Consider the following 24537-nt stretch of genomic DNA (forward strand, 5'->3'; position numbering starts at 1 on the left):
TAATTTTTATCATGCCTCCTAATAAAGTTTAACGGCAGGATTGCCATTTAAGAGCATGTTTTTACAAAATTGTTATAACAAAACAGGTGGCTGAACTTTTAACTGTCCAAACCACCGTATAAAACAGCATGGTCATTTCGACAAAAATCGCAACGACCACACATAAAATTCAATTAAAAGTAAAAATTCAAACTTTTGAAAATTTTTATTTTCTTACGATTACAACCTGTTTAGATTCGTAATATGGTTCAGAAAAATCAACATTCTGTCTTCTTTCTTCTGTTGCTGTCATTCCGGCAGCAATAAAGTCAATCGAACCAGACTGAAGAGCGGCAATCAAACCATCAAAAGCCATATCGCTGATTTCGAGAGTTTTGCCATAATCATTTGCAATGTACTGAGCCATAGCAGCGTCAAAACCAACAATCTTAGAACCTTCAACATATTCAAATGGAGGGAAAGCTGCATTTGTGCCCATTATAATTTTTCCATTGCCAGATTTTGCTTCGATAGCAGGAATTTTAATTTTTCCGTCAGCAGGCATAAAATCAGCAACGAGAGATTCGTATCTTCCGTCAGTTTTCATATCAGCGATTGTCTTGTTGATAGAATTAAGAAGCTTTGTGTTTCCTTTCTGAACAGCAATTGCGTAAACGTCAGTAACAAGGTCTAAATCAAGAATAGTAAGATCAGAATTGTTTTTGCAAACTTCTTTAGCAGGCAGTTCATCGATAATTATTGCATCGATTGCACCGTTTTTAAGAGAAAGCGAAGCGTCTATTACATTTTTGAAAGAATTGCATTTTGCGTTTGGCAAATCTTCCTGAATATAAATTTCGCCAGTTGTACCAGCCTGACATCCAATCGAAAGATTTTCCAGATCAGCCTTAGAATTGATTACAACATTTTTCTTTTCTTTACAGCCAGCCAAAGCAAAAACAGCCGAAGCCGCTAAAACCGCAAATAAAACTTTTTTCATAAAAAGTCCTCCATAATTTTTGCCATTATAACATATTACACATTTTGATAAAACATATAAAAACAGCCCGTCAAAATAAATTTTCTTCAATTTAACAGTTTCTTAACTTAAATTTTACAAGATTTTTTTAGAATACAGACAGACGGATAAATTTTGATTTTATGTAAATTAAATTAACATTATAAAAACGGAGAATTCCAATGGATCAGAGACTTCTTACAATTCAAGATATTTCGTGCGTGGGACAGTGTTCTTTAACGGTTGCGCTTCCTGTTATTTCGGCATGTGGAATTGAAACAGCGGTTCTTCCAAGTTCAGTTCTTTCAAATCATACAGCATTCAAATTCTGGACTTTTAACGATTTGACCTTTGATATGGAAAATATTTTAAGCCAGTGGAAAAAAGAAAATATAACTTTTAGCGCATTTTATACAGGTTATGTTTCAGAAGCGCAAATTCCAATTATCAAAAAAATCATAAAAGAAACTTCCAGAAAAAATGCGCTTGTTGTCGTAGACCCGGTTATGGCGGACAACGGAAAAATGTATCCAGGATTTTCGGCAGATTTTCCCAAAAAAATGGCAGAACTTTGCAACGGCGCCGATGTAATTCTTCCAAATATCACAGAAGCTTCGTTTCTTTTGGGAATTGAATACCGTTCCGAAAACTACGAAAAAGAGTATATAGAAAAAATTTGCAGAGATCTTATAAAACTCGGAGCGAAAAATGTGGTTCTTACAGGCGTAAGTTTTGAAAAAGACAAGCTTGGAGTTGCAGTTTACGACGGAAATTCTATTGAATATTATTTTACAGAAAAATTGCCGGTTCAAATGCACGGCACAGGCGACGTTTTTGCCTCGTCTTTTGCAGGTTCACTTTGCAACGGAAAAACACTGCTAGAATCAGCAAAAATTGCCGCAAATTACGTTGTTGAATCAATAAAAGCGACAATCGATGACAAAGACCACTGGTACGGCGTAAAATTCGAAAAAGCAATTCCATATCTAGTAAAAGCGCTTGGAAAATAAAGTTTTAATAAATTCCCGCATATAAAAAACTTCAGAAGCAAAATGGGCGTTGCCCCGGCCGGAAACCAAAGTTCCGTCCGGAGCCGCGCTTTCCAGTGTTCCGTGGCATACGCACCACTCCATTCAAAAGCGGGNNCGGGATTTCGCAAGCTCAACCGCCGCTTTTGAACGGCTGCGCCGCACTTCCAATCGCTAACGCAAAAAATGTCTCTCCCAAAATCCGCATTTATTCCTCGCCGCGCAAAAAGTCCACGGCGAACATATCGGAGTTGAATCCGACGGCAACAGGAGATTTTGCCGTATCTTTACCTTCGTAAACATCAGCCATAACCGAAGTTCGCTGATTGCCGACAGCCCATTCAGAAGGAGCTGTCATGACATCAAATTTAACATCATCTTTCGCTCCGTCTGATATATATGCCGCTTTCATTCCTGATTTTGTTCCTACATAGCTGGAATTTATGTATGAAACAACAGGACGGATTTCCGCAAGATTCGTTCCGCTCGGATTCGTAAGCTCAATATCAGTCCAAAGGCCGGAACCGCTGGAAGAATCAAGAAGAACACTCTTTGCAACCGAATACTCTTCTTCACTCTTTTTGAGATAGAGATAGTACAATGTTGAATTTGTCGCATTCTGAGCCGCAACATGAAGATTTCCAGAAGAATCAATCGCACAGCTTACGTACCGTCCGAAGTCCGCCTTTGAATTACCCGGTCGGATTTCTTCAGTTTTTGTCCAAGCATCCGCGCCAGAAAGCTCCGTTACCGAATCAGCCTTATAATTCTTTGACTTAGGGAATTTGCTCTTTCCACGCGCAACTTCAAGAGATTTCTTACTCTCATTGTAATAAACAATTACAGGAATCGGAGAGCCGCCTGTGGCATCAACAACAATATCGCTCCACTCGCCAGCCTTTTCTGTAAACTTAGTCGGATTGTTCTGAGTAGTGTCGTAACCTGCAACAACAGTCGCCCCGGTCTTCATGTTGCCGTCAGCAGAACGAATTTCCGCTACAAGCTCATTGTCTCCAGCATTTCCTCCGCCCCACTGATTCTCCACAGTAGTGTTTATCGTTGATATATTGCCACCGTCAACATCTCTTCCTGAACGGAATGCCGCAAATTTAAGACATTTTGCATAACTGTCATAATAGCTCACATAAACATAATCAAGCTGCTTTCTCTTATTGTTGCTGTCATAATTTGTTCTGTCAGTTTCCAGCGGAGAATCCGTATGCCAGCCTGCAATTCGTGGATTCTTGAACTGATAGAGAATACTGTCGTAACCGTCGGAAGAATTGCGTCCGGTCGCAGAGTTATTGCTTCCCTGCCGTTCTATAATCCACTTTAACGAGGATTCGCCCAATCCAGTCGTTCCCTCGTATGTACCTTTTTCGTAAGCAAATCCCTCACGGGCAATCATGAGTCCAGGTCCCCAGCAGTTTGCATTCACGTTTCCAACATAGTTTGTCTGCAAAACATAATATGGAAGTCCGCCAAGCACAACCATGTCAACCGCATCCACAGGAGCCGTGAAAAGAGAAACATCCGATGTCGGAGACATAGCTACATTCTGTGTCGTACCTTCGTACACATAAACACGCATATCATCAGATGATATGAAGCCTAAATAACCGTCGGTCATGTCAGCGGTAGGCAGAATCTGACTTCCTTTCTTTTTCAGACCAACCCTTCCGCTAGAATTTATGCTGTCCTCTTTCCGGATTTTCTTTACAAGTCCGCTGTGCGGATTAATGCTTCCGTCAAACGTCGTTCCTACTTTCCAGACGCTGATGTATCTGTCGTCGGTCCAGAAATTTGTTCCGGCTTTATTGGCTTTTGACAGACCGTTATCTATTTTCTTTGCTTCGTTCTCTGCGCCTGCGACATAGCCTTCTTCGATGTTGCAGCCGCTGTTCTCGTTCGTGTTGTTTCTTGTCGCAACTCCGCCAACTACGACTTCAACCCAACGTGAATATTCAGGTGCCTTTACGGTGATTTGTCCGACTGTTAAAATTGTTCCACTCTGACTTTCAGAAGAAATAATATTTCCGGCAACACTTTTTCCGTCCGCGTCTGTCTTTGACTTGTAGAAGTTGACCGTGAAGCTTGCGCCTTTCGCAAAGTTCATTCCCTCAATAACCATGTCTTCGCCTGCGCGTACAGGGAATTTTCCAAGTCTTGAGCGGTTAGCGCTTCCGGAAACTGCCGGATAAATGCTCTTTATGTACGGAACAAAGTCCATATTATAAACGCAAGTTGGTTTTTCTCCGGTCGTTTGCTGGCTTTCAGAAGAAATATCCTGACTATTTGCCTGAGCATCAACTACATAAGTTTTTACGCTTTTGTCAGTTGCAATTCCATAAGGCGTCATATCAATCTTGTAACGCCAAGTAATCGTGTGTCCGTCTTGACTTGGTTCTTCTTCGCTCAAAATCTCAGCGCCATCAGAAACTTTCCATTCACCGTCTTCATTCCAGATGATTTTTACATCACCATCTCCACCGGCAGTTCCATTAGGCTTTACAATATGAATCTCGCCGATTCTTGTGTCGTCAAAACTTGTTCCGTTTATGAATATTTCGCCAGAAACGCCAGGTTTTGTTTCGCCAGCTCCCGGCAAATCAATATGTCCGAGCGGCTGTCCGTCGTCATCATAGACAAAACTTGAATCTTCCTTGCTGTTCCACCAGAACGGCTTAATTGTTCCATTTGGTTCTTCTGTATCCTTAACATCGATTATTGCAGGAATATTTATCATTGCCCACAAACTGTCAGTTCCAGGATTTGTTTCGTCCGTTTTGTCCCAAAACGTAAATGCAAGATATTTTACACTACCGTCATCAAGACCAGCGACTTTTGAATCTGAACTGTCCATTTTCAAGAAAACACCGCCGTATTTTTGAGCATCATCTGTCTGAACCAAACTTTCCGCACTCTGTTTTGTTCCTTTTTTGTCTGCAAGATTCAGTTTTTCAGAAGTTCTAGCAAGTTCAATTACATCTCCGTTGACAGGCAAAGCAACTTCTTTTGAATTTTCAAGGCTGTAAGTATAGCCAAGCTCACCGTTTCCTCCGACAAATTCTGGCAAAACAAGCAGATCTTTCTTTACTTTGAAAATTCTTCCATTTAAAACAACGTTCGCCTGAGCATCGCCTTTGTTGCTTGAAGAGCCACTGTTCACCTTTAATGTTGAATAAAATACAAATTCGCCAAACTGAGTTCCGCTCGTAACGGTTTTGTCATCTGACAAATCATTGAGAATCGAAGTTTTTTCGTTATAAAAGTCAAATTTTCCGTTTCCATTCAGGTCGGTTGCAAGCATTACACGCGAAATTCTCGGACGATTGTTCTGAATGCTCGTCTTTACATAGCCGTAATTTGAATTTCCTGCCTGATCAAATGCAACAACGTGAATTTCTGCCGGACCGTCGGGAATATTGTCCGAATAAACACTTGCAGTCCATTTATATTTTGAACCGCTGCGTTTTACCATTTCGACAAGCCCATCACCATCATCGTTTGAAACTCCAGTTTCGGAAGTAGAATCAAAACCTTCCATCACTTCGTGATCAATCAAAAGCGCGTAGATGAATTCAGCCTCTGTTTCTCCAGCCGAAAGTTCGTCTTCAATAATTGCATAATCGCCTTCGATTTCTGAAATTCTGTGATAAGTTCCATTTATCTTAACAAGTCCAAATTTTGAAATTTCGGGATTCCAGTTTTTGCCGTTAATGTTAAAGTCGCTTCCAAGTCCAGCAAAAGTGATTTTTGACTTTCCGTCATTTGGTTCCAAGTTTTCAACAGTCGCTTTTTTATAAAGCGCAGGAAGATTTTCTGAGTTGATGTAAACTTTTCCGTCTGATTTTACATCAGCAACTTCGGTTTTATTATTCTGAGTTTCTGTCGTTGCAAAAAGCGGATTGAAAATTCTTTCCGTTGTGTCGAATTCTGCATTTGCCGGCTTTTTAAAATAAACCGCGACAAAATCAAGCGAGCTTCCACTTTCTTCAAGCTCGTCGCCAAAAGTATACGAGCCGTCAGAATTTTCAATTACGTTTACAAGGCCGATATTTTCACCACGGCTTGTAAGCCGCAAGTTTTCAGGATTTTCGGCAGCAAGTTTTTTATTGTCCGTGGCGTAAAGGGCAGGCGCGGTGTTGTCAATCTTAAATGCATAATTCGTCTCAACTCCAGAATGTTGTCCGTCGTTCAACGAAAGTGTTGCATAAACATTTCCTTCTTCTTTTACATCGATTGGAATCAAAACCGTATATTCTGCCGTTTTTGCACCAAAAGTAATTGTCCCGTTTGAGCGTGCAGCTTCGCTTTCAGAACTGTCAAATTCTTTCATTGCTGAAATATAACCATTTCCGCTTTGCATGCTCAAACCAACATCAATTACGCTCGAGTCATCGGTTACAACAGTTTTTAAATACCAGAATTTTGCCTTTTTGCCGCTAAAGCACATTCCGGCAGAATATGATTTTTCCCAGACAGGAACTTCATCAGCGCCCTCTGGCTTCGAATCAAATCCCACAATATACGCTTTTCCAACTTCTGGAACTCCAGAATCAACATAAATTCTAATTTGACAAATTTCTGCAGAATCTGCGTCCGGATAAGCAAATGAACTTGAAGTGCCGTTTTCGTCATAAGATTCGACAGTAAAGCGAAGAGCCTTAATTACGGCATTTTCAATTTTTATTTTTGAAACGTCAATTCCTGCTTTCCAGTTTCTTGTGCCTTCTGCAATAATTTGAGCTGGATTTTCCGAAATATTGCCTTTTACGACAATTCCAGTTCCAGACAAATCATCAATCGGCTGCCAATCCGTAGAATCCGTAATTTCGCCGTCAACCGCGTATTCAACTTTTGTAATTTTTACAGAAGAAATTTTTTCGTCATCATCGGCGCTTCCCTGCAAAATCACACTGCTTCCAGTTTTTGCAAAATCTTCGTGCGATGTAACTTCCACCGTCGGAATTCCGCCACGAACATTTACAGGAACTTTTTCTTTTACGACTTCAGCATTTCCGGTTGCATCTTCAACATAAAAATAAACCGGAACATTTACTTTGTTTTTGTCACCAGAAATTTCTTCAGCGTAGTTTAGACTTCCGTCAGCATTTTTAGCAGTCGCATAATAAATTAAACTTTCCAAATTTTCTGTTTTTTCAAACGAAGATGAATTGAATTCAATTTTCCACTGAGGTTCTTTTAACGGCTCTGAATAGTCATTGATTGTTTCGCCAGTGCTCGTTTTTAAAGGAATCCAGCCTTCAGAATTTTTGGTTACTCCAGTCTTTACCTGTTCTTTTGTCGGAATCAAGTAATTGAATATCGAAATTCCGCTCGGATCGCTGCCATTGCCGGTAATTGCGCATTTTCCAGTTATATTTTCAATTGAATTTTCATCTATTGAAACAGTTGGCGCAGCATTATCTATCGTGGCATTAAAATCTTTTGAACTTGTTCTTCCGGACTTATCAGTTGCCGTAACCGTAACTGTAGTTTTGCCTTCAACATTAAAATTTCTTGAATCAAGCGCGCTTACTGTGTAAGACAATTTTCCGTCAGAAGATAAATCTCCGGTCCGTTCAAGTTTTCCTGCCAAATCCAAAACTTTATTGCCAAGGCTCAATTTTACGTCGTCAAAAGCAGAATCGTTCATCGAGACGTTTTCTTCAATTTCAAATTGAACAAAAAGATAAGGACTGTTATTTCCAAGATTTATGCCAAAATTGTACGGGTCTTTCCAAACAGATTCTTCCGTAGGAAGTTCAGTTCCAGACGAAACCGCACATTTTATGTTCTTTAAAGACGGAGCGGTTTTATCGAGAGAAATTCTTACAGGATTTTGGTTATCCGATTTTTCACTCGAATCAAACTGAATGAACGGTCTTTCCAATTTGTTGTCATTTTTTGTATAAAATACACCGCCCTCAAGATCCTTTGCGTAGAAATAAATATCGTAATTTCCTTCGTCCGAAAGCTCAAAACTCCAGGTTTTATCCGAAGAAAGTTCAAGCTTTTTCCAACCGCTGCTTTGTTCAGGAGTTTTTTCTAAATCCGCAGAATCTGTTGAATAATACAAGCAGTCAATTCCATCATCATCGCCTACACTTCCAGATATTTTGCTGTTGCTTACAATCTGGCCAGAAGCTTCCAAAGAAATAATTTTGACTGCAGGACGGTCACTATTTTGGTCAATTTCAAGCTCGATAGGTTCTGAATAGCCAACGTTTCCGACTTTATCGACAGCCTCCGCCTTAAAGAAATATTTTCCGTCAGAAAGTCGTGCCGTATTGAATTCTGCGCTCCAGTTAGAAGCTCCATTTATTTCAAGTTTTAAATCATTCCAGTTTTCAATTGCAGAATTTTTTTCAGTTGAATAGAAAATTTTGGTCACTTTATCAAATCTGCCGTCGCCAAAATCATCTTTGTCGTCTGCGCTTCCTTTTAACGCAATCGTTTTGTTTACTTGAATTCCTTCAGCCTCTGAATCAGCATCTTTTGGAGAAATAAATGTTACCGTCGGAGATTTTTTGTCGATTACCAGGTCAAAAAGTTTTATTTCTGGTGAATTTCCTGCATTATCGAAAATTTTTGCATAAACTGTTTTATTTCCGGCAGATAATTCTGCGCTCAAAACCGTAAATTCAAATTTTTTTCCGTTAATTTCTTCAGACTCGCTCAAAACTGCATCTTTTTCAAATTTTCCATTGTCAAGAGAAACCTGAACTTTTGAAATTCCGCTCAACTCGTCAAAAACTGAACCTTTTATTACAACGTCGTTTTTGCCGTTGCTAAGTTTTTTGTCCGCATCTTCAATTATGCCGTCTACAGACAAAGAATTTTCCTTTAATTCTGGATTTTTTGAGTCCACTTTTACAATCCATTCTGCTGTCTGCTCATTTCCGGCTTTGTCACTTGCATAAAGTTTTAAGTGATTTTCTGTGCTGTTTTCAAAATCAGATACAGTTATATTGAAGAATTTGTAATTTTCTTTTTCTGAACCGTTAAGGCTCGTTCCCTGAGAGAGAATCGTTCCGTCTTTGTTTTTAAGTTCGTAACGAATACTTTTTATTCCGCTGGTTGATTCTTCAAAGCAACCGTCAAGCATTAACGAAGTAGAATTGAACCAAATTTCTGAAAAATCGTGCGCATTCATTTTTACCTGGGCGCCGCTTTTTCCAAACAGAGAGTATTTTTGATTTCCGTCAATCTCGTATTCAGCCTTGAATTCCGGTTTTGTAACATCGAAAATGTATTTTACTTCTGCCTCAGAACTAAGTCCGTAAACATTTGTCGCCGTAAAAATTCTTGTCGTTTCTCCAGAATCATTTGCCGGAGCAGGAATTGTAATTTTTAAGTCCTGCTTTTCATTATTTTTTTCAATTGCAACATTTCCGGAAATTGTCTCTCCTTCTCTCCAATCAAGAGAAGCAATCTGGTTTTCGTCTTTTACGGTCGCAGTTACAATTATATCCTTATTTGAATAAAGAAATTTATTTTTCTGTTCATTTGAGTCCGCATCCGTAACAAGAGAAATGCTTGGGGCAAAATTCTTTATTTCTATGTCGTCTGACGATTTTGTATTTCCCGCTTTATCCGTTACTTCGATTCTAAAGCGGCTTGTTCCTTCCGGAACGTCTTCTTTTTCGAGAATAAACGTATAAACTTCAAATTCTTTTTTTGCGCCTTCAGCTTCTGTGACTGTTTCTGTCGTTTTTTCCTGTGTTTTTTGAACCGTTGTTCCGTTACGCAAAAATTTTACATCTTTAATTCCGCTTCCAGAATCTCTTGCTTTTAAAACAAGCTTTGTCGGTTCTAGTTTTTCAAAAGCCTTAATTTCCGGAGCTTCCGAGTCCAAGGTGATTATTATTTTTGCGCTCGGATTTTTCTCCGCAACGGACACGTTTCCGGCATTGTCGATTGCAGCAAGATAAACCGTATAAGGAACATTTTCCTCATACGAACTTAAATCAATCGGTGCCGACCACTCAAAACCATCATTCGTTGGAGAAATTGCGCACTTTTTCCAGGCTGAAGCAACGTTTTTGTAAAAACCTTTTTGGTCTTTTTCAGGCTCATTTTCAGAAAGAATATAGAAGAAACTTTCGCCCAAACCAGAACAGTCGGTTTTGTCATCTTTTTCGGAAGGATCTGTTACAGTTCCGCGCAGAGTAAAATAATTTTTATTATTGCCGTATTTTCTTACAAATCCAGACTTATCTTTTTCTGCCTCATTAAAAGATTCGCCGTTTACGCTTTCAATTGTAAATGTCGGAGGCAAAGTATCGACAATATATGAGAATTTTTGTTTTGAACTTTGACCAAAGCAATCTTCTGCCTTAAACCAAAGAGTTTTTCCTTCGCTTCCAGTTTTTTCTTCAAAATTCCAAGAAAATCTTCCGTCTGTTCCTGCATTTTTCGATATTTTAATCGAAGCTCCTTCGCCAGAACAATTTGCGTCAGAATAGCATCGGATTTCCGCAGAAGAATCGTCTATCGAACCTGTAACCGTAAACTGAGAATTTGCAGCCTGAAAAGCGCCGCTCACGGTTGAAACCGCAAGTTGAGGTGCTCCATTGTCCACTGCAACAAGAAACGGTCCAGAACTTCCAGAACTGTAAGATGTCTGAGAAAGCTTATCTTCTGCCAAAACTTTTACAAGGTAAGCGCCTTCGTCCTTTGGAAGTTCGTCAAATTTTAAGGTAAAACTTGTTGAACCAGCGGCATCTTTTTTGATAACAATTGCTGAACTTTCATTCCACTCAATTTCCTTGCCAGATACAACCTGTTCAACATCAATTTTCTGATAGAAAATTTTGATTGTTTTTATGCCATCATCGTCTTCAACGGAACCAATTAAAGTGTGATTATTGTCTGTTCCAAGAATATTTTTCTGTCCGTTTTTTATTTCTGCGACAGTTTTTACTTTATCATCAATATTAGAGAATTTAATTTTTGGACTGTCGCTGCTTTGATTTATTTTTACAGTTTTTAATTTTATTCCTTCGTTGCCAGAAACATCAGTTGCGTAAATTTTTATTGTAAGTTCTTTGTTATCATCAAATTTCGTAGTATCAACTTTAAATCCAGAAGAACTTATATTTGAAACCAGGATGCGCCCGCTTTTTTCGCCATTTTCCTGCATCAGTGAATATTCAGTTTTGTTTATAATTCCGTTGTCAGAAATGTTTGCTTTTACGGTGATTATTCCGTTTACGGCTTCTTCATTGTCCTCTTCAAGAATCGGAGTTACAGAAATTTCTGAAATAACCGGAGCTTCATCATCAAAATTCACTTGAACCTGATCTGTTCCGCGGTTTCCGTCAAGGGACTTTATTCCGGCCTGAACAAAAACTGTAAATGCCGATTTTCCTTCAAAAACAGATTTGGGAACATTTAGAGAGAATTTTCCTGTATTTTTGTCAAAATTTATTCTTCCGTCCGCAGACGAAGCAAAAAATTCATCTTCTGTCGAATCAATGTATGCAAAAAGCTCGATTTCAAGGTCATCTTGACTTACAGTTGCAGTTCCAGAAATTTCAAATTCTTTATTTGCATAAAAACTTTTTTCGCCGTCAATTTTTACAACTGGAGCGGTGGCGGTTGCGCTTAATTTAAATGCATATTCATTTCCGGCGTTGTTTGCTTCGTTGTCGTTCTGATCATAACAATCAACTCCCAAAACATAATATTTTCCGGCTTTTAATTCTGGATGAATAACGCTGTTTACTTCGACAATCACCTTATAAGCATAAGAACCAACCGGAGTGATTTTTGATTCGCGTTCGGAACGCTGCTCTTCTGAAAGTTCATTTAGAATTTTTCTGTTTCCGTCGGAATCTTTTTGGCCTTTCCATGGAGCAAGCAATGTTATTTTTTCGGCATTTTCTATGATATTTCCGTTTTTGTCACATTCCTGCAGAAAAATTCCAATTGTGTCTTTGTCGAGAGGAATCTGGTCAAGGCCGGCAGAAATATTTACTGTTTGCTTGGTTTTATTCATCAGTTCGCACGAAGAATCGTTCAAATAGCCTTTTTCCTGATTCGAGCCAGATGCATTTTTTAAATCATCAAGTCCAGTATAACCAGAGAGTTCGTAAGAAGGGTTGTTCAGCGGATTGAGAGAAAAAACTGCTTTTTGAAGCTGTTTTTGAGAAAGCGCGGACTTTGCTTTTTCGACAATTTCTCGGTTTTCGTCCGTAACGTCATAAGTTCCATTTAAAATATAGTAGGCGTTTGTAAGTTTTACAGTTTGAATTACATCGGAAGAAATTTCATTATTCAAATAAAAATATGCGGCGCAGTTTCCTTTGTCGCCCTCTTCTTCCGGAATTTTACGTGCTGAATCATAAACTGAAATTTTGCACCAGTATTTTTTTGTTCCGGCATTTTTGTCTGTTCCATAAATGCTTTCGTAGGCTTCGCTTCCCCATTTTGCAACAGACAAATCGATTGTCGGAGGAACATTTTTTAAGACAACTGTTTTTTTGAGCTGGTCTTTATCATCACCTTCTGCGCTGTAAATTTCCACTTCGACAGAATCCACATCGCTTGAATCCATTACACTTCCGGCAATCGAAAAATCCTGCCCATAAGAATCAGCGCTGCTTCCGTCATCGCTAAATTTGGTTGAAGGCCTGGTAAGAGAAAGAAGAGGCGGAGTGTTATCGATTACAAAACCTTTAGTTGCGCCAGTTTTGTTTCCAGCAGTATCAATCGCCGTAACAGAAACTTCATAAGAACCGTCTGGAATTTTAGATTCCGAGAGCGGATTTATTTTGCAAGTCCAAATTCCTCCATCTTTTCCGCCTTCTTTTATAATTGTCGCCTTAAAAGAATCGGTTTCCGGATATTGCTTTTTAGTCGAAGTATTTTTAAGAACAACGTCTATTTCCTTTAATTCGCCGTCATCGCTCCAAGTTCCGCTCATTGTAAATTCATCACGGACAATATAATCTGCTGACGGTGAAGTTATTTCAACTGCCGGAGCTTTTGTATCAATCGAATCTCCAAGTCCAACTTCACAGGATAAAAAAAATCCACAAAAGACGGTCAAAATAACCGCAAAAACAGAAAGTACGTTTTTTTTCATACTCTCCCCCTCAAAAAAAACTTTTTAATCTAACAAAATATTATACCACTTATAAAATTTTTGTCGAGTTTTTTATATGAGTGAGAAGAAATTGCCGTATAAAAACCTTCTGCACATAAAAAAGGCCGAAAAACTTGTCGTCATCCGGCCTTTTAATCCAATTTTGAACTTTTTAATTTGCAGAAAAGAAAAATTATTCGTAAATAAAGGTTTCTTTTGGACCTTCGATTGTTACATTTTCGAATTTTGCGCCTGGAGCATTTCTTATGCGGAAACTCTTTACGCTGACTTCTGGCAATCCGTAAAACATATCGCTTTCCATTGGTGAGCGGTCAGAATTTTCGTCTGTCGTAAAATGACAGTCGCGGATTTCGAGGTTGTCAATCGGCATTTCTGGCAATCCAACGATAAATCCAGCGCTTGCCTTACAGCCAGTTCCCTTGCATCCAATAATTTTTACATTGTGGATTCTAGGAGTTTCGCTTGTTACAGGCATTTTTTCGAGGCTGAAAAGCGGAGATTTTGTGTCTGTAATTCCACATTTGTAGTACATATTCATTGCAATCGGACAAAGAGTATCGTTCATTACAAGATTTTTTAATTCAATATCGTTAATATCGCCACCACGTCCACGTCGAGATTTTATGCGAATTCCACGGTCTGTACCCGACAAATCGCAGTCGCTTGCGTGAATTCCGCTCATTCCTGCGGCAGTTTCCGAACCAAGAACAATTCCACCGTGTGCGTTTCTTACTGTACAACCTTTTACTTCAACATTTACAGTTGGACGGTTTACCCGAATTCCGTCAGGACCAGAACCAGATTTAATACAAATTCCGTCATCGCCAACGGCAACAAAGCAGTCAATTATTTTTACATTTTCGCACGAATCAACATCAATTCCGTCTGTATTTGGAGCAGAATATGGATTTTCAATGTGAATTTTTTCGAGCGTGAGATTTTTTACATAAATCGGATGGACTGTCCAGAAAGGAGAATCCACAATTTTAATTCCTTCGAGAACAACATTTTCGCAGTTAATAAATTCAATAAGAGCCGGGCGCAAGAATTGAGTTTCGCGTCCGCCGCCGCCGCCAGCCTGATTTTCGTAGCCAGGATTTAATTTTGCAAGCGCGATTTCGTACGGTTCTTCCGGTTTTGACTGCTTGCGTGCTTTTTTATCTTTTACGGTTTTCCACCATCTTTCACCATTGCCGTCAATTGTGCCCTTTCCAGTAATTTTTATGTTTTTTGAGTCGGAAGAACGAACAAGAGCATGCATTCCATAACATTCAACACCTTCCCAACGGGTAAATGCAGGAGGATACAAAGCTGGATCATCGACAAAAACTATTCTTGCACCTTCAGAAAGCTCAAGTGTTGTGTCCGATGGAATATCAATTGGACCTGTAAGCCAATTTCCAGCGTCAACAGTAAGCTTTCCTCCTCCGTTTTTCACAATTTCTTCAAACGCAGTTTTAAAAGCTTCTCCGTTATTAAAAATACCGTCCGGTTTTGCGCCGAATTTTTTTAGGTTCAAGTTTGTCATTTTGTCTGAAAATCCTCCATTTTTAATAATCACTTTTTTATTTTGACAGCATTTTATTCAATTTGAATTTTTCCGAGGCTGTTTAAATAAGATTTCTTTCATTATTGCTGACCGAAAAACTTACGGCAAGACTTTAAAAAGAAGTAATTTTGAATAAATACGCGGTTTTGTTCAATAAATCGCAGTTTAAACCGACGGCGCAAATTCGTTGCGAAGTGAATCTGCTTCCTCTTTTTTCATAAAATATCCGTGCGGATTTCTAACTGCCGTATTGTCTGCTATTTCATCGCCATTTGAATTTATGCGCTTTGTGCCAAATTCTCGCCAACCAAAATCCTTGCAGCCTTTTTCAGGATAAACCGTTTTTTTGCCGTCTTCGTCCGTCCAAATTCTATCATCGTAATTTTCGTCAATCTTGCAGTCAATCAAGGCAATGCTGTCCCAACGGTCAACACTGTCTTTTGCTCCAGTTCCCTGACTTCTTCCAATCCAAAGCTCGCTTCCTTCCGGTCTTCTGTCTGCCGTAAAAGTGCAGTCCACAAAAATAAATCCCGGTCTTGAATTTAGCGCGCGGCTCTGGACAACATAAGCAGGTCTGATTCCTGGACGGTTGTCCTCTCTTGTGTGAATTTTACAATTTACCCAAACCGAAGTGTCGCAATATCCCCAGATAAAATCAATGTCGCCTGTAATGTAGCAATCTTCAAAACGGCTAAAACCTTTTACGTGAACAGTGTCCTGACGGCTTATAAAACGCATATTCTGACACAAAAGGCTCCCGTTCTGGTTATGAAAACACAATGCTTCCGCCTGATTTCCCAAAGAAGCGTCATCGCAACTTTTTAAGTGAGTATTTTCAATCGTAAAACCGCGCAATGTAACTTCAGACGCATTCGGTCCAATCACAAAAACAGCACGGTTTTCTGTATCTTTATGAAAAGCTTCGCAATTTTCTGCAAGCAGGACAATATCTTCCGGCTTTGTTCCGGCCATTCCTTCAAGAATCAGCGGGTTTGGAAGATTATAAGAAAGTATTCCAGGATATTTTCCGGCAGCGAGCAAAATACGGACAGGCGTATCAATATCAATTGAACCGCTGGCCGTTATTTCTTTAATTTTCTTAAAAGTCTGGGCAATTATTCCCGTATTTGACGGAGCAATTTTAAATTCAACCATGATAAACATCCTTGCTTTTATAATTGTTGATTATATTAGGCATTATGCGCTAAAAGCACATATTTTGTCTTTATTTTCAAAAATTGCAAAATTCCATTTCCTCACAACAAGAATAAAAAATCGCAACTTCAAAAAAACATCTACTCTTTTAATTATATTTTTCGACAAATTTTGTCAGTTCTTTTTCGTATCTGTCCCAATCCACAATATAAGAAACTGCGTGGGGAACGTTTTCAAAAAGAACCAATTTTGTCTTTTCTGGAAAACGCTGCTTGTAAAGCATAAAATTCGTTACGGTCATTTCGTAAGGAACAGTATGGTCGTCAGTTCCTGTTATAAACAAAAACGGCAATTGTGTTTTTTCGAGGGCTTTTAAGGTTGAATATTCTTTTAATCCAAAACCGCCAATTTTTTTGCAGTACCAGCCGGCAGAATCAAGAAGAATTTTCGCAACTCCCGGCCAAATGCGCATTTCGTCCGTCATTGTCCAGCGCACAATTTCATAAGGCTCAGTAAATCCGCAGTCGGCAATAATTCCACGCACATTATACGGCAAATCCAGCCCAGAAGCCATTGTGACAGTTGCACAGCCCATGCTAATTCCGCCGACAAAAAGCGGCAAGTCGTTTCCGTAAATTTCATTGATTTTTAACATCCAGTCGCGGCAGTCATAACGTTCCCTTATTCCAAAAGTAATAAATTTTCCTTCGCTCAAACCGTGCGACCTTTGATAAGGCATAACAACGTTAAAATTCATCTTATGAAAAAATCTGGCGATTGTCGCAAATTCCCGCACAGGCCCAGAGTGAAAACCATGCATCAAAAGAACAGTTCCGCGGCAAGAAGAAGAATTTTCAGAATTCCAGACAATCGCTTTTAATTTTAAGGAATCAAAACTCGTAATTTCGATTAAAGGAAGATTTAGAGAATCAATATATTCGCTGTCGGCAAGATGACGCTTGTAATTTTCTTCGCCAGCATAAAATTTAATCTCGTGCTCAACAGTGCGTTCTTTTGCAGCCCGGCTAAAATTCGGCAGAAAAACAAAATTGTAAATGCAAATGTTAAAAACAGCGGCAAGCGCAACAATAATTCCACAAATAATTCCAGCAATTTTTGCATACTTAAAAACATTTTTTTTCATATAAGCATTATGTAACAAATTTGCATTTTATGGAAACCTCAAAAGATTTTTTTTGCCGGCCGATTAAAAAATTTCTGGAGCACAATCTGCCTTCTAACCCGTCTTGCGCCCTTCCGCTTTTGCTGCATTTTCAGGGCGGTTAAAACCACCCTGAAAACTTCGGGGCTACAGCCGGGGCTAAGTTTTACTTAAAAAGTTTTATTTTTTTACCAAAACTTTTCCATTTCCGGCACCGGATTTTACAATCTGCTCAACGTTTTCTGCGCTGTCCGCCTTGTAAGAATAATAATCAGCAGGAATCCATTCCGGTTTTTGCGAAAGTCCGGCGGTTTTTATATTTTTGCTTGCAACATCGTACATTGAGCCAAAAGTATTTGAAGTAACAGACTTTTCTTTGTCTGCAAAAAAATTTGCTTCGCTGTAAATGCGGCATTCTGCACGGCGGTCAATTCCGCGGCTTTCTGTATTTGTATAAAGATTGTTGTAAATATGTATTGTTGCAAAACGAACCATTGGAAGCCGCTGAGTACATTTGTCAAACCAGTTGTGATGAAGCGTAATTGTCTGATGGAGCCTGTCAGCAGTTTTTTTGTCGCTGTTTCCAATCAGCATGGTTTTGTCATGGTTGTAGAATTTGCACCAGCTTACCGTAACAAAATCATTTGTATTCGTAATATCGCAAAGTCCATCGTAAACCTGCCATTTTATGCTTACTCCGTCTTTTGTAAGATATTTGTCGGATTCAACTTCTTTGTGGCTAAATTTCGGGCTCAAAGAACAATGGTCTATCCAAACATATTTTGAATTTTGAATTGCAATACAGTCAAAATCTGCGTTCAAGCCGTCTGATTCTTCAATTTTTGGAAAAGGATTGTAGCAGTTTGTAAAGCTCAAATTTCTTATGATTACGTTCTGCACTTTTTTTATGCTCACGCTTCCGCCTACAATTCCAGAATTTTCATCAAGACCAATTAAGGTCGTGTTGTCCTGCAAGCGCAAAAATACAAGTTCGCGCCAGTAATTGTTGAGCTCAGTGCGAAGTTCTGCAATTTTTCCGCTCTGATCTTCATTGTAATTAAAACTTGCAGTGTATTTTTCTTTCCATTCTTTATAAGAATTTACAGGAAGAGCAGTTCCGGCTGTTTTTTCTTTTAAAAGTCTGTCCATTTGGTCAGTTGAACCGTTTACAGTTTCTGGCAAAAGAGAACCGCTGCCTGTGTCTGTCATGTCGATTATACCTTTTACATAAATAATCCGGCGCTCTCCCTGTTTTAAGGCAGAAAGCAGCTCTTCGCGGTTAGTAACAGTTAAAACAACAGAAGCGCCAGCTCCGCCATTTGTGCCATAAGCCGACGGCGGAACAACGGCATTTCCGGAAAGGTCTTTTGTACCGGAAAAAGAAGCCCAGCCGTCTGACTTGTCATTGGCAGAAATTTGAGCGGCAAAAAGCCCCGCAACAGAAAAAAACGCAGCACAAATAGCGCTAATAAATTTTTTTTTCATAAAAAACTCCAGAAACTCTCAAAATATAGACATTGTAGCAAGCAGATAAAATCTAAGACACAGCAAATCTGTAAAAAACAAGTTATTATAAAAATATTATTAACCCAAATGTCGAGTTTTGATAAGAACAGCAGTTTAAGAGTCATTTCCGCGCTTGACACGGCAATTTTTGGAAACTGTTTTACTAAAACCCGACATTCGGCCAATTAAGTCAAAACCCGGCTTAAGGATTGGAGTACCGCCGAAGGCGTTCGTAAGCAGCTTGCTGCGTCGAATGGAGCGACAGCGGAAGTACGGAAAGCCTGACGGCGGCTTGCCGCCGGAAGCTCCTTTTTTTTACTTTTTTAAAATTCGCATTGCATTTAAGACGGCAAAAAATGTTACTCCTACGTCGCCAAATACAGCGAGCCACATTCCTGTTATGCCGGCTGCGCCTAAAACCATTATTGCAGCTTTTATTCCGAGGCTCAAAACTACGTTCTGCAAAACTACCGCCATTGTGCTTCGGCTGATTTTTATCGCGTCGATTAAATGTTCAGGCTTGTCGTCCATTATGACTACATCTGCCGCTTCGATTGCAGCATCGCTTCCAAGCGCGCCCATTGCCACTCCAACGTCTGCACAGGCAAGAACCGGACTGTCGTTGATTCCGTCGCCGACGTACACAAGGCTGCCTTTTTTTTGAGTTTTTTGTTCAATAAGTTCTTTTACGCGGTTTACCTTGTCTTCCGGCAAAAGTCCTGCAAAAAGCCGGTCGATTCCAAGCTCGCCTGCAACAATTTGGGCTGTTTTCTGGTTGTCACCGGTCAGCATTGCTGTCTGACGTACGCCACATTTTTTGAGAGCGCCGATTGTTTTTTTTGCATCTTTTTTTAATTCATCGCTTATGACTATGCAGCCTTTGTAAATGCCATCTTCTGCGACATGAACAACTGTTCCGGCAAGTTTTTTTTCTTCCAGCTGAATTTTGATTTTTGGGTCAATCTGAACATTTTCTTTTTCCAGAAGTTTTTCGTTTCCTGCAAGAACTGTTTTTTGGTCAAGTTCGATTTTTATTCCGTGGCCGCTGATTTCCCTTGCATTTTTACGAATACAAAGCTCGCAGCAACTGTTGTCGAGCCCGTTTTTTAAATTCATTTTCTGGTGTGCAGTGCAAAGAGATTTTGAGATTGGATGAACCGAATAGTATTCTGCATGAGCCGCAAGCGCCAAAAGCTCATCTTCGCCAACACCTTCAACCGCAAACACTTTTGAAACCGCAAATGTGCCTTTTGTGAGCGTGCCTGTCTTGTCAAAAACAGCAGTGTCAATTTTGCTCAAGGCTTCGATATAATTGCTTCCTTTTATAAGAATTCCATGCCGGCTTGCCGCTCCAATTCCGCTAAAAAATGAAAGAGGAACCGAAATTACAAGCGCACAAGGACAGCTTACAACCAAGAACATAAGCGCGCGGTAAACCCATGTGTGCCATCCGTACTGAGCAAAAATTTCCGGCGCAAAGACGCTGAGTGCAAGCGGCGGAAGAACTGCAACGGCAAGCGCGAGAATACAAACGATTGGAGTGTAGTATTTTGCAAAACGGGTAATGAATTTTTCGCTTTTTGCCTTTGCTTCGGCAGCTTTTTCCGTCAATTCCAAAATTCTTGTGACTGCGCTTTCGCCATAAGTTTTTGCAACACGAATTCTTACAACGCCCTCGATATTTACAAATCCAGCCAAAATTGCGCTTCCTTTTTCAACTTTTCGAGGAACGCTTTCTCCTGTCAACGCACTTGTGTCCATAAATGACGAACCTTCTTCAATTTCGCCATCGAGAGCAACTCTTTCGCCTGGTTTTACTTCGATTATTTCGCCGATTTTTACATTTTCCGGTTTTTCTTCTTCGATTTTTCCGTTACGGACAACAAAAGCCTTATCCGGGCGAATATCCATCAATGCGCTGATTGAATTTCTGCTTTTATCAACGGCATAATCCTGAAAAAATTCTCCTAGATTGTAAAAAATCATTACGGCAACGGCTTCGCCAATTTCGCCTACAAAAATCGCTCCAACAGAAGCAATGCTCATCAAAAACTTTTCATCGAAAATTTCACCATGCAAAATATTTTTTACGGCAGATTTTATAACATCTTTTCCGCAAATTATATACGCCGCAAAATACAAAACAAGAAAAACAAGCCTTTGCATTCCAACCGGGCCAAATTGAATTGAACCCAACATCCGGCTAAAAACCGAAAGGTGCTCAACCACAAGCGCAGCGCCAAAAAGCACAATTGCGCAAATTATCTGTCTGAGCGAAAGCTCACCTTCTTCTTCGTGTTCTTCATTGTCTTCATCGCAATCGTGGGCATGGCAGCATGGGCAGGAATGTTTGTGATGATGTTCATACTCTTTTTTACATCCTTCGTTTTGACATATGTCAGTACCGTTTTTTTCTTTTATATCGGGTTCCTTATCATTTTTCTTTTCTTCCAAATTATTTTTTTCAAATTCTTCCACCAAATTTTCCATAAAAAATCCTCCCATAAAATTCCGCGCTAGCAGCGAGCCAGGGATGGCAAGAATCACAATTTGTAAAAACATCGCTTGAACAAACTGTGATAATAAAAATTACAAGGATGTAATTTTTATCATGCCTCAATTAAAATTCAAAATCAAAAATCACTCGCAAACGTGCTCTATTCCTTGGTTCAAAATCGAAAGAACGTGGCCGTCGTCTAAAGAATAATAAATCTGCTTTCCGTCACGTCGCCCGCGCACAAGCTTGCTGTCTTTTAAAATTTTAAGTTGATGGCTGATCGCGCTGTCCGTCATTCCAAGCAATGATGCAACTTCGCCAACAGATTTTTCTCCGTCATGCAAGCAAAAAAGAATTTTTACACGCGTCGAATCTCCAAAAATCTTAAAAAGCTCGGCAAGGTCAATCAAAACATCTTCGTCCGGCATTTTAATTTCATCTTCCATAAGCCACCTTCTTTTGAACATTTGAATAATTGTTCAATCGTTCATAATTTATTTATACTTTTCTTTTTCTCGCCTGTCAACTAAATTCCAAAAATTTGATATATTTTTTTGGCACAGTTTCCTTACTCTTCGTGCAAATTTTTCCGTGCGTCAGGAGCGTTTTATGAACATTTTATCTATCAGCAACCTTGCAAAATTCGGACGCGAAAGTCCTTTATTCACCGGAGTAACATTCGGCTTAAATGAAGGCGAAAAAGCCGCAATCATCGGACGCAACGGAACTGGAAAATCAACGCTCCTCTCTACAATCGCCGGAGTTCTCGAACCAGACGAAGGAACTGTCGTTATAAACAAAGAAAGCGGAGCAAGTTTTTTAAGCCAAAATCCGCAATTTGACGCCAACAACACAATTCAACAGCACATTTTTAAGTCAAACAGCCCAAAACTTTCAAAAATCCGCGAATACGAAGAACTTTGCCTCTTAATGGAAAAAGGCTTTAACAAGGAACAGCAAAACCGATTCGACAATCTTACGCTAGAAATGGACAAAGGCTCTCTCTGGAACTACGAATCTCAAGTCCGCTCGATTTTGAGCACTCTAGGAATTAAAGATATGACGCGCAAAATGGGAACTCTTTCCGGCGGCATGCTCAAAAAAGTTGCTCTCGCACAGGTTCTCGTCGAAGACACAAAGCTCCTTCTCCTCGATGAACCTACAAACCACCTCGACATAGAAACAATCTACTTTCTGCAAAATTATCTTCACGAAACAAAACGTACTGTTCTTATGGTAACCCACGACCGATATTTTTTGGATGCAGTTTGCAGCAGCATTTACGAGCTTGACCGCAAGCGTCTCAAACTTTACGAAGGCAACTATTCAACTTATCTCGAAAAAAAACAAATTGAACTCGAAATCGAGCAAAATACAGAACGCCGAATAGAATCAGTTCTCCGAATTGAACGCGACTGGCTCATGCGGGGTCCATGCGCCCGCGGAACAAAGGCAAAAGCTAGAATCCAGCGCGACAACGCCCTCATAAACCGCGAAAAATTCTCGCAAGACAAAGGATTTTCGTTTGAAGTGGCAGGCCGCCGTCTTGGAGGCAAAATTCTCGAACTGCACAATATTTCAAAAAATTTTCCAAAAGGCTACGTCGGCGAAAAAGAAGCCGGTGATTCAACCGCACAAAACTTTACGCCAGTGCTCAAAAATTTTTCCTACAAATTTAACAAAGGCGAAAAAATCGGCATTTTCGGAAACAACGGCTCAGGAAAATCCACGCTCTTAAACATCATCACCGGAACAATTCCGCCAGACACCGGCACAATCGAAAAAGGCGAAAATACATTCATCGGCTACTACCAGCAAAATCCGGTTTTTCCAAACCTCAACCTGACAGTCCTCGAATACATAAAAGAAGCGGCCGAAATAGTGCACCGCAACAACGGAAAAGACCTGAGCGCTTCCCAATTCTTAAACGAATTCGGTTTTGAAGGCAAAATCCAACATTCAATGCTTTCCACACTTTCCGGGGGCGAACGAAAACGCGTTTTTTTGGTACGGCTTCTAATCACAAACCCAAATTTTCTCGTTCTCGATGAACCGACCAACGATTTTGACATTTTCACAATGAACATTCTCGAGCAGTTCCTCACCGACTACCAAGGCTGTCTTTTAATCGTAAGCCACGACCGCTATTTTATGGACAAAATCGCCGACACACTTTTCATAATGGAAGAAGACGGCAGCATAAGCGGATTTGTCGGCAAATGTTCCGAATATCTGCAAACTTTGGAAGAAAAAAAGAAAGCACAGTCCAAGAATGAAAAGGGGAAAGACTTCCCCTCGCTCCCAAGCCAAGCCGCTCCACGAACCGTCCCTGCAAGCAGCGCCGATTCTCTCCGCTTTGATGGCTTGTCCGCTACCCCTTCTGCGGGCTCAAACGCCGCCCGCAACGCCTGCTCGCCAGAAAAACCTCGCCGCCGCACTTATAAAGAACAAAAAGAATTCGAAGCTCTCGAAAATGAAATTCTCGAACTCGAAGAAAAAAAATCCGTTCTCGAAGCGCAAATGGCTGATTCAGACTTTACAAAAGCGAGAAAAGCCGGAGAAGAATACACAAAAGCCGAAGAACGCCTAAACCATGCTTACGAACGCTGGAGCGAACTTGCGGAACTGTCAGAAAATTAAAACCTCGCTTTAATGCGTTTTATATTTTTTTTACTTTATGCTACACTTTTCTCATTATGAAAATTACAACGGTATTAAAAGTTCGTCCCTACGAATGCGACTCTTACAACCACGTAAACAATGCAGTTTACTTAAACTATCTGGAAACCGCCAGAATGGACTTTCTGGAAAAAATAGGTTTTAACTACGATGGAATCTTCAATGCAGGCTACTATCTTTTTGTAACCCACGTAGACATTCACTACAAAGTTTCTGCAAAAATGCACGAGGAACTTTCAATCGAAACCTGGCCAATCAAAATGGGCGCAGTTTCTGGAACGATGCACCAGATTATCAAAAAACCGGACGGTCAAATCAGCGCCGAAGCCGACGTAACCTGGGCCTGTGTAAACCACGAAGCTCATCCGTCAAGAATTCCTTCGGAATTTATGGTAGACGGCCTTAAACCAGAATCAAACTAAACAAAAAAATGACCGCTGGACAAAAGTTTCATTCGCTTAAAACCAACGGTCATTTTTATTTATCTTTTTCATTGTTTTTTTGTTTGCTATATAAATAAAAAGGGCCGCCCATTTGAGCAGCCCGTTCACTTTTAGAACTAGTAATCTTTTTTTTCTGACTTGCGTCTTTTGTTAAAAAGTTTGCGTTCCAAAGCAGTTTTCTTCTGATGATTTTCTGCAGAAGGCTTTACATAGTATTCGCGGCGTTTACATTCACGAACAATGCCCTCTTTTTCAACCATGCGCTTAAAGCGTTTAATTGCTTTTTCGAGGTTCTCTGACTCGTCTACAACGATTGTTGCCATGTAATTTCACCTCCTTTCCTCGGTGTTCCGATAAGTTTGATTAGTATATGAAAAATTCAAAATGAATTCAACATATCAACCA

12 protein-coding genes are annotated in these 24537 nt (G+C 39.8%); 3 read left to right on the plus strand and 9 right to left on the minus strand.

What is annotated here, in order from left to right; genetic code table 11:
- Positions 1–205 precede the first annotated feature (205 nt).
- Positions 206–979 (minus strand): transporter substrate-binding domain-containing protein, encoded by a 774-nt coding sequence (locus tag B3Y13_RS00905; RefSeq protein WP_296669162.1) that lies wholly within the window; start codon positions 977–979, stop codon positions 206–208.
- Positions 980–1179: 200 nt separating this feature from the next.
- Here B3Y13_RS00905 and B3Y13_RS00910 point away from each other — a divergent pair, with 200 nt between their 5' ends.
- On the plus strand, positions 1180–2007 hold the full coding sequence (locus tag B3Y13_RS00910; RefSeq protein WP_296692088.1) for a pyridoxamine kinase: 828 nt from the start codon (positions 1180–1182) through the stop codon (positions 2005–2007).
- A 226-nt stretch (positions 2008–2233) separates the two neighbouring features.
- On the opposite strand, the gene B3Y13_RS00915 is transcribed toward B3Y13_RS00910, so the two are convergent.
- From B3Y13_RS00915 to B3Y13_RS00945, 7 genes are all read right to left on the minus strand, one after another.
- Complete coding sequence (locus B3Y13_RS00915; protein ID WP_296692092.1) at positions 2234–13120, minus strand: hypothetical protein; 10887 nt, start codon at positions 13118–13120, stop codon at positions 2234–2236.
- A 193-nt stretch (positions 13121–13313) separates the two neighbouring features.
- Entirely contained in the window at positions 13314–14702 is a 1389-nt protein-coding gene (locus tag B3Y13_RS00920; RefSeq protein ID WP_296692097.1) for a glycoside hydrolase family 28 protein, read from the minus strand.
- Positions 14703–14855: 153 nt separating this feature from the next.
- Entirely contained in the window at positions 14856–15845 is a 990-nt protein-coding gene (locus tag B3Y13_RS00925; RefSeq protein ID WP_296017379.1) for a pectinesterase family protein, read from the minus strand.
- Positions 15846–15993: 148 nt separating this feature from the next.
- Positions 15994–16989: an alpha/beta hydrolase gene (locus B3Y13_RS00930; RefSeq protein WP_296666515.1), complete on the minus strand. Its 996-nt coding sequence runs from the start codon at positions 16987–16989 to the stop codon at positions 15994–15996.
- 198 nt (positions 16990–17187) lie between these two features.
- Entirely contained in the window at positions 17188–18492 is a 1305-nt protein-coding gene (locus B3Y13_RS00935; RefSeq protein ID WP_296692100.1) for a pectate lyase family protein, read from the minus strand.
- Between the two features lie 336 nt (positions 18493–18828).
- Positions 18829–21003, minus strand: a complete 2175-nt coding sequence (locus B3Y13_RS00940; RefSeq protein WP_296692103.1) for a heavy metal translocating P-type ATPase — start codon at positions 21001–21003, stop codon at positions 18829–18831.
- Positions 21004–21153: 150 nt separating this feature from the next.
- Complete coding sequence (locus tag B3Y13_RS00945; protein WP_296017356.1) at positions 21154–21456, minus strand: ArsR/SmtB family transcription factor; 303 nt, start codon at positions 21454–21456, stop codon at positions 21154–21156.
- 163 nt (positions 21457–21619) lie between these two features.
- Between B3Y13_RS00945 and B3Y13_RS00950 the strand changes: the two genes are divergently transcribed.
- Entirely contained in the window at positions 21620–23650 is a 2031-nt protein-coding gene (locus B3Y13_RS00950) for an ABC-F family ATP-binding cassette domain-containing protein (RefSeq protein ID WP_296692106.1), read from the plus strand.
- A gap of 56 nt (positions 23651–23706) precedes the next feature.
- On the plus strand, positions 23707–24111 hold the full coding sequence (locus tag B3Y13_RS00955) for an acyl-CoA thioesterase (RefSeq protein ID WP_296017345.1): 405 nt from the start codon (positions 23707–23709) through the stop codon (positions 24109–24111).
- A gap of 137 nt (positions 24112–24248) precedes the next feature.
- On the opposite strand, the gene rpsU is transcribed toward B3Y13_RS00955, so the two are convergent.
- The gene (gene rpsU, locus B3Y13_RS00960) at positions 24249–24455 is read right to left on the minus strand and encodes a 30S ribosomal protein S21 (RefSeq protein WP_078930978.1); all 207 of its coding nucleotides are present in this window, start codon (positions 24453–24455) and stop codon (positions 24249–24251) included.
- Positions 24456–24537: the final 82 nt, after the last annotated feature.

The organism is Treponema sp. UBA7567, assembly GCF_002476655.1.
GTDB lineage: Bacteria > Spirochaetota > Spirochaetia > Treponematales > Treponemataceae > Treponema_D.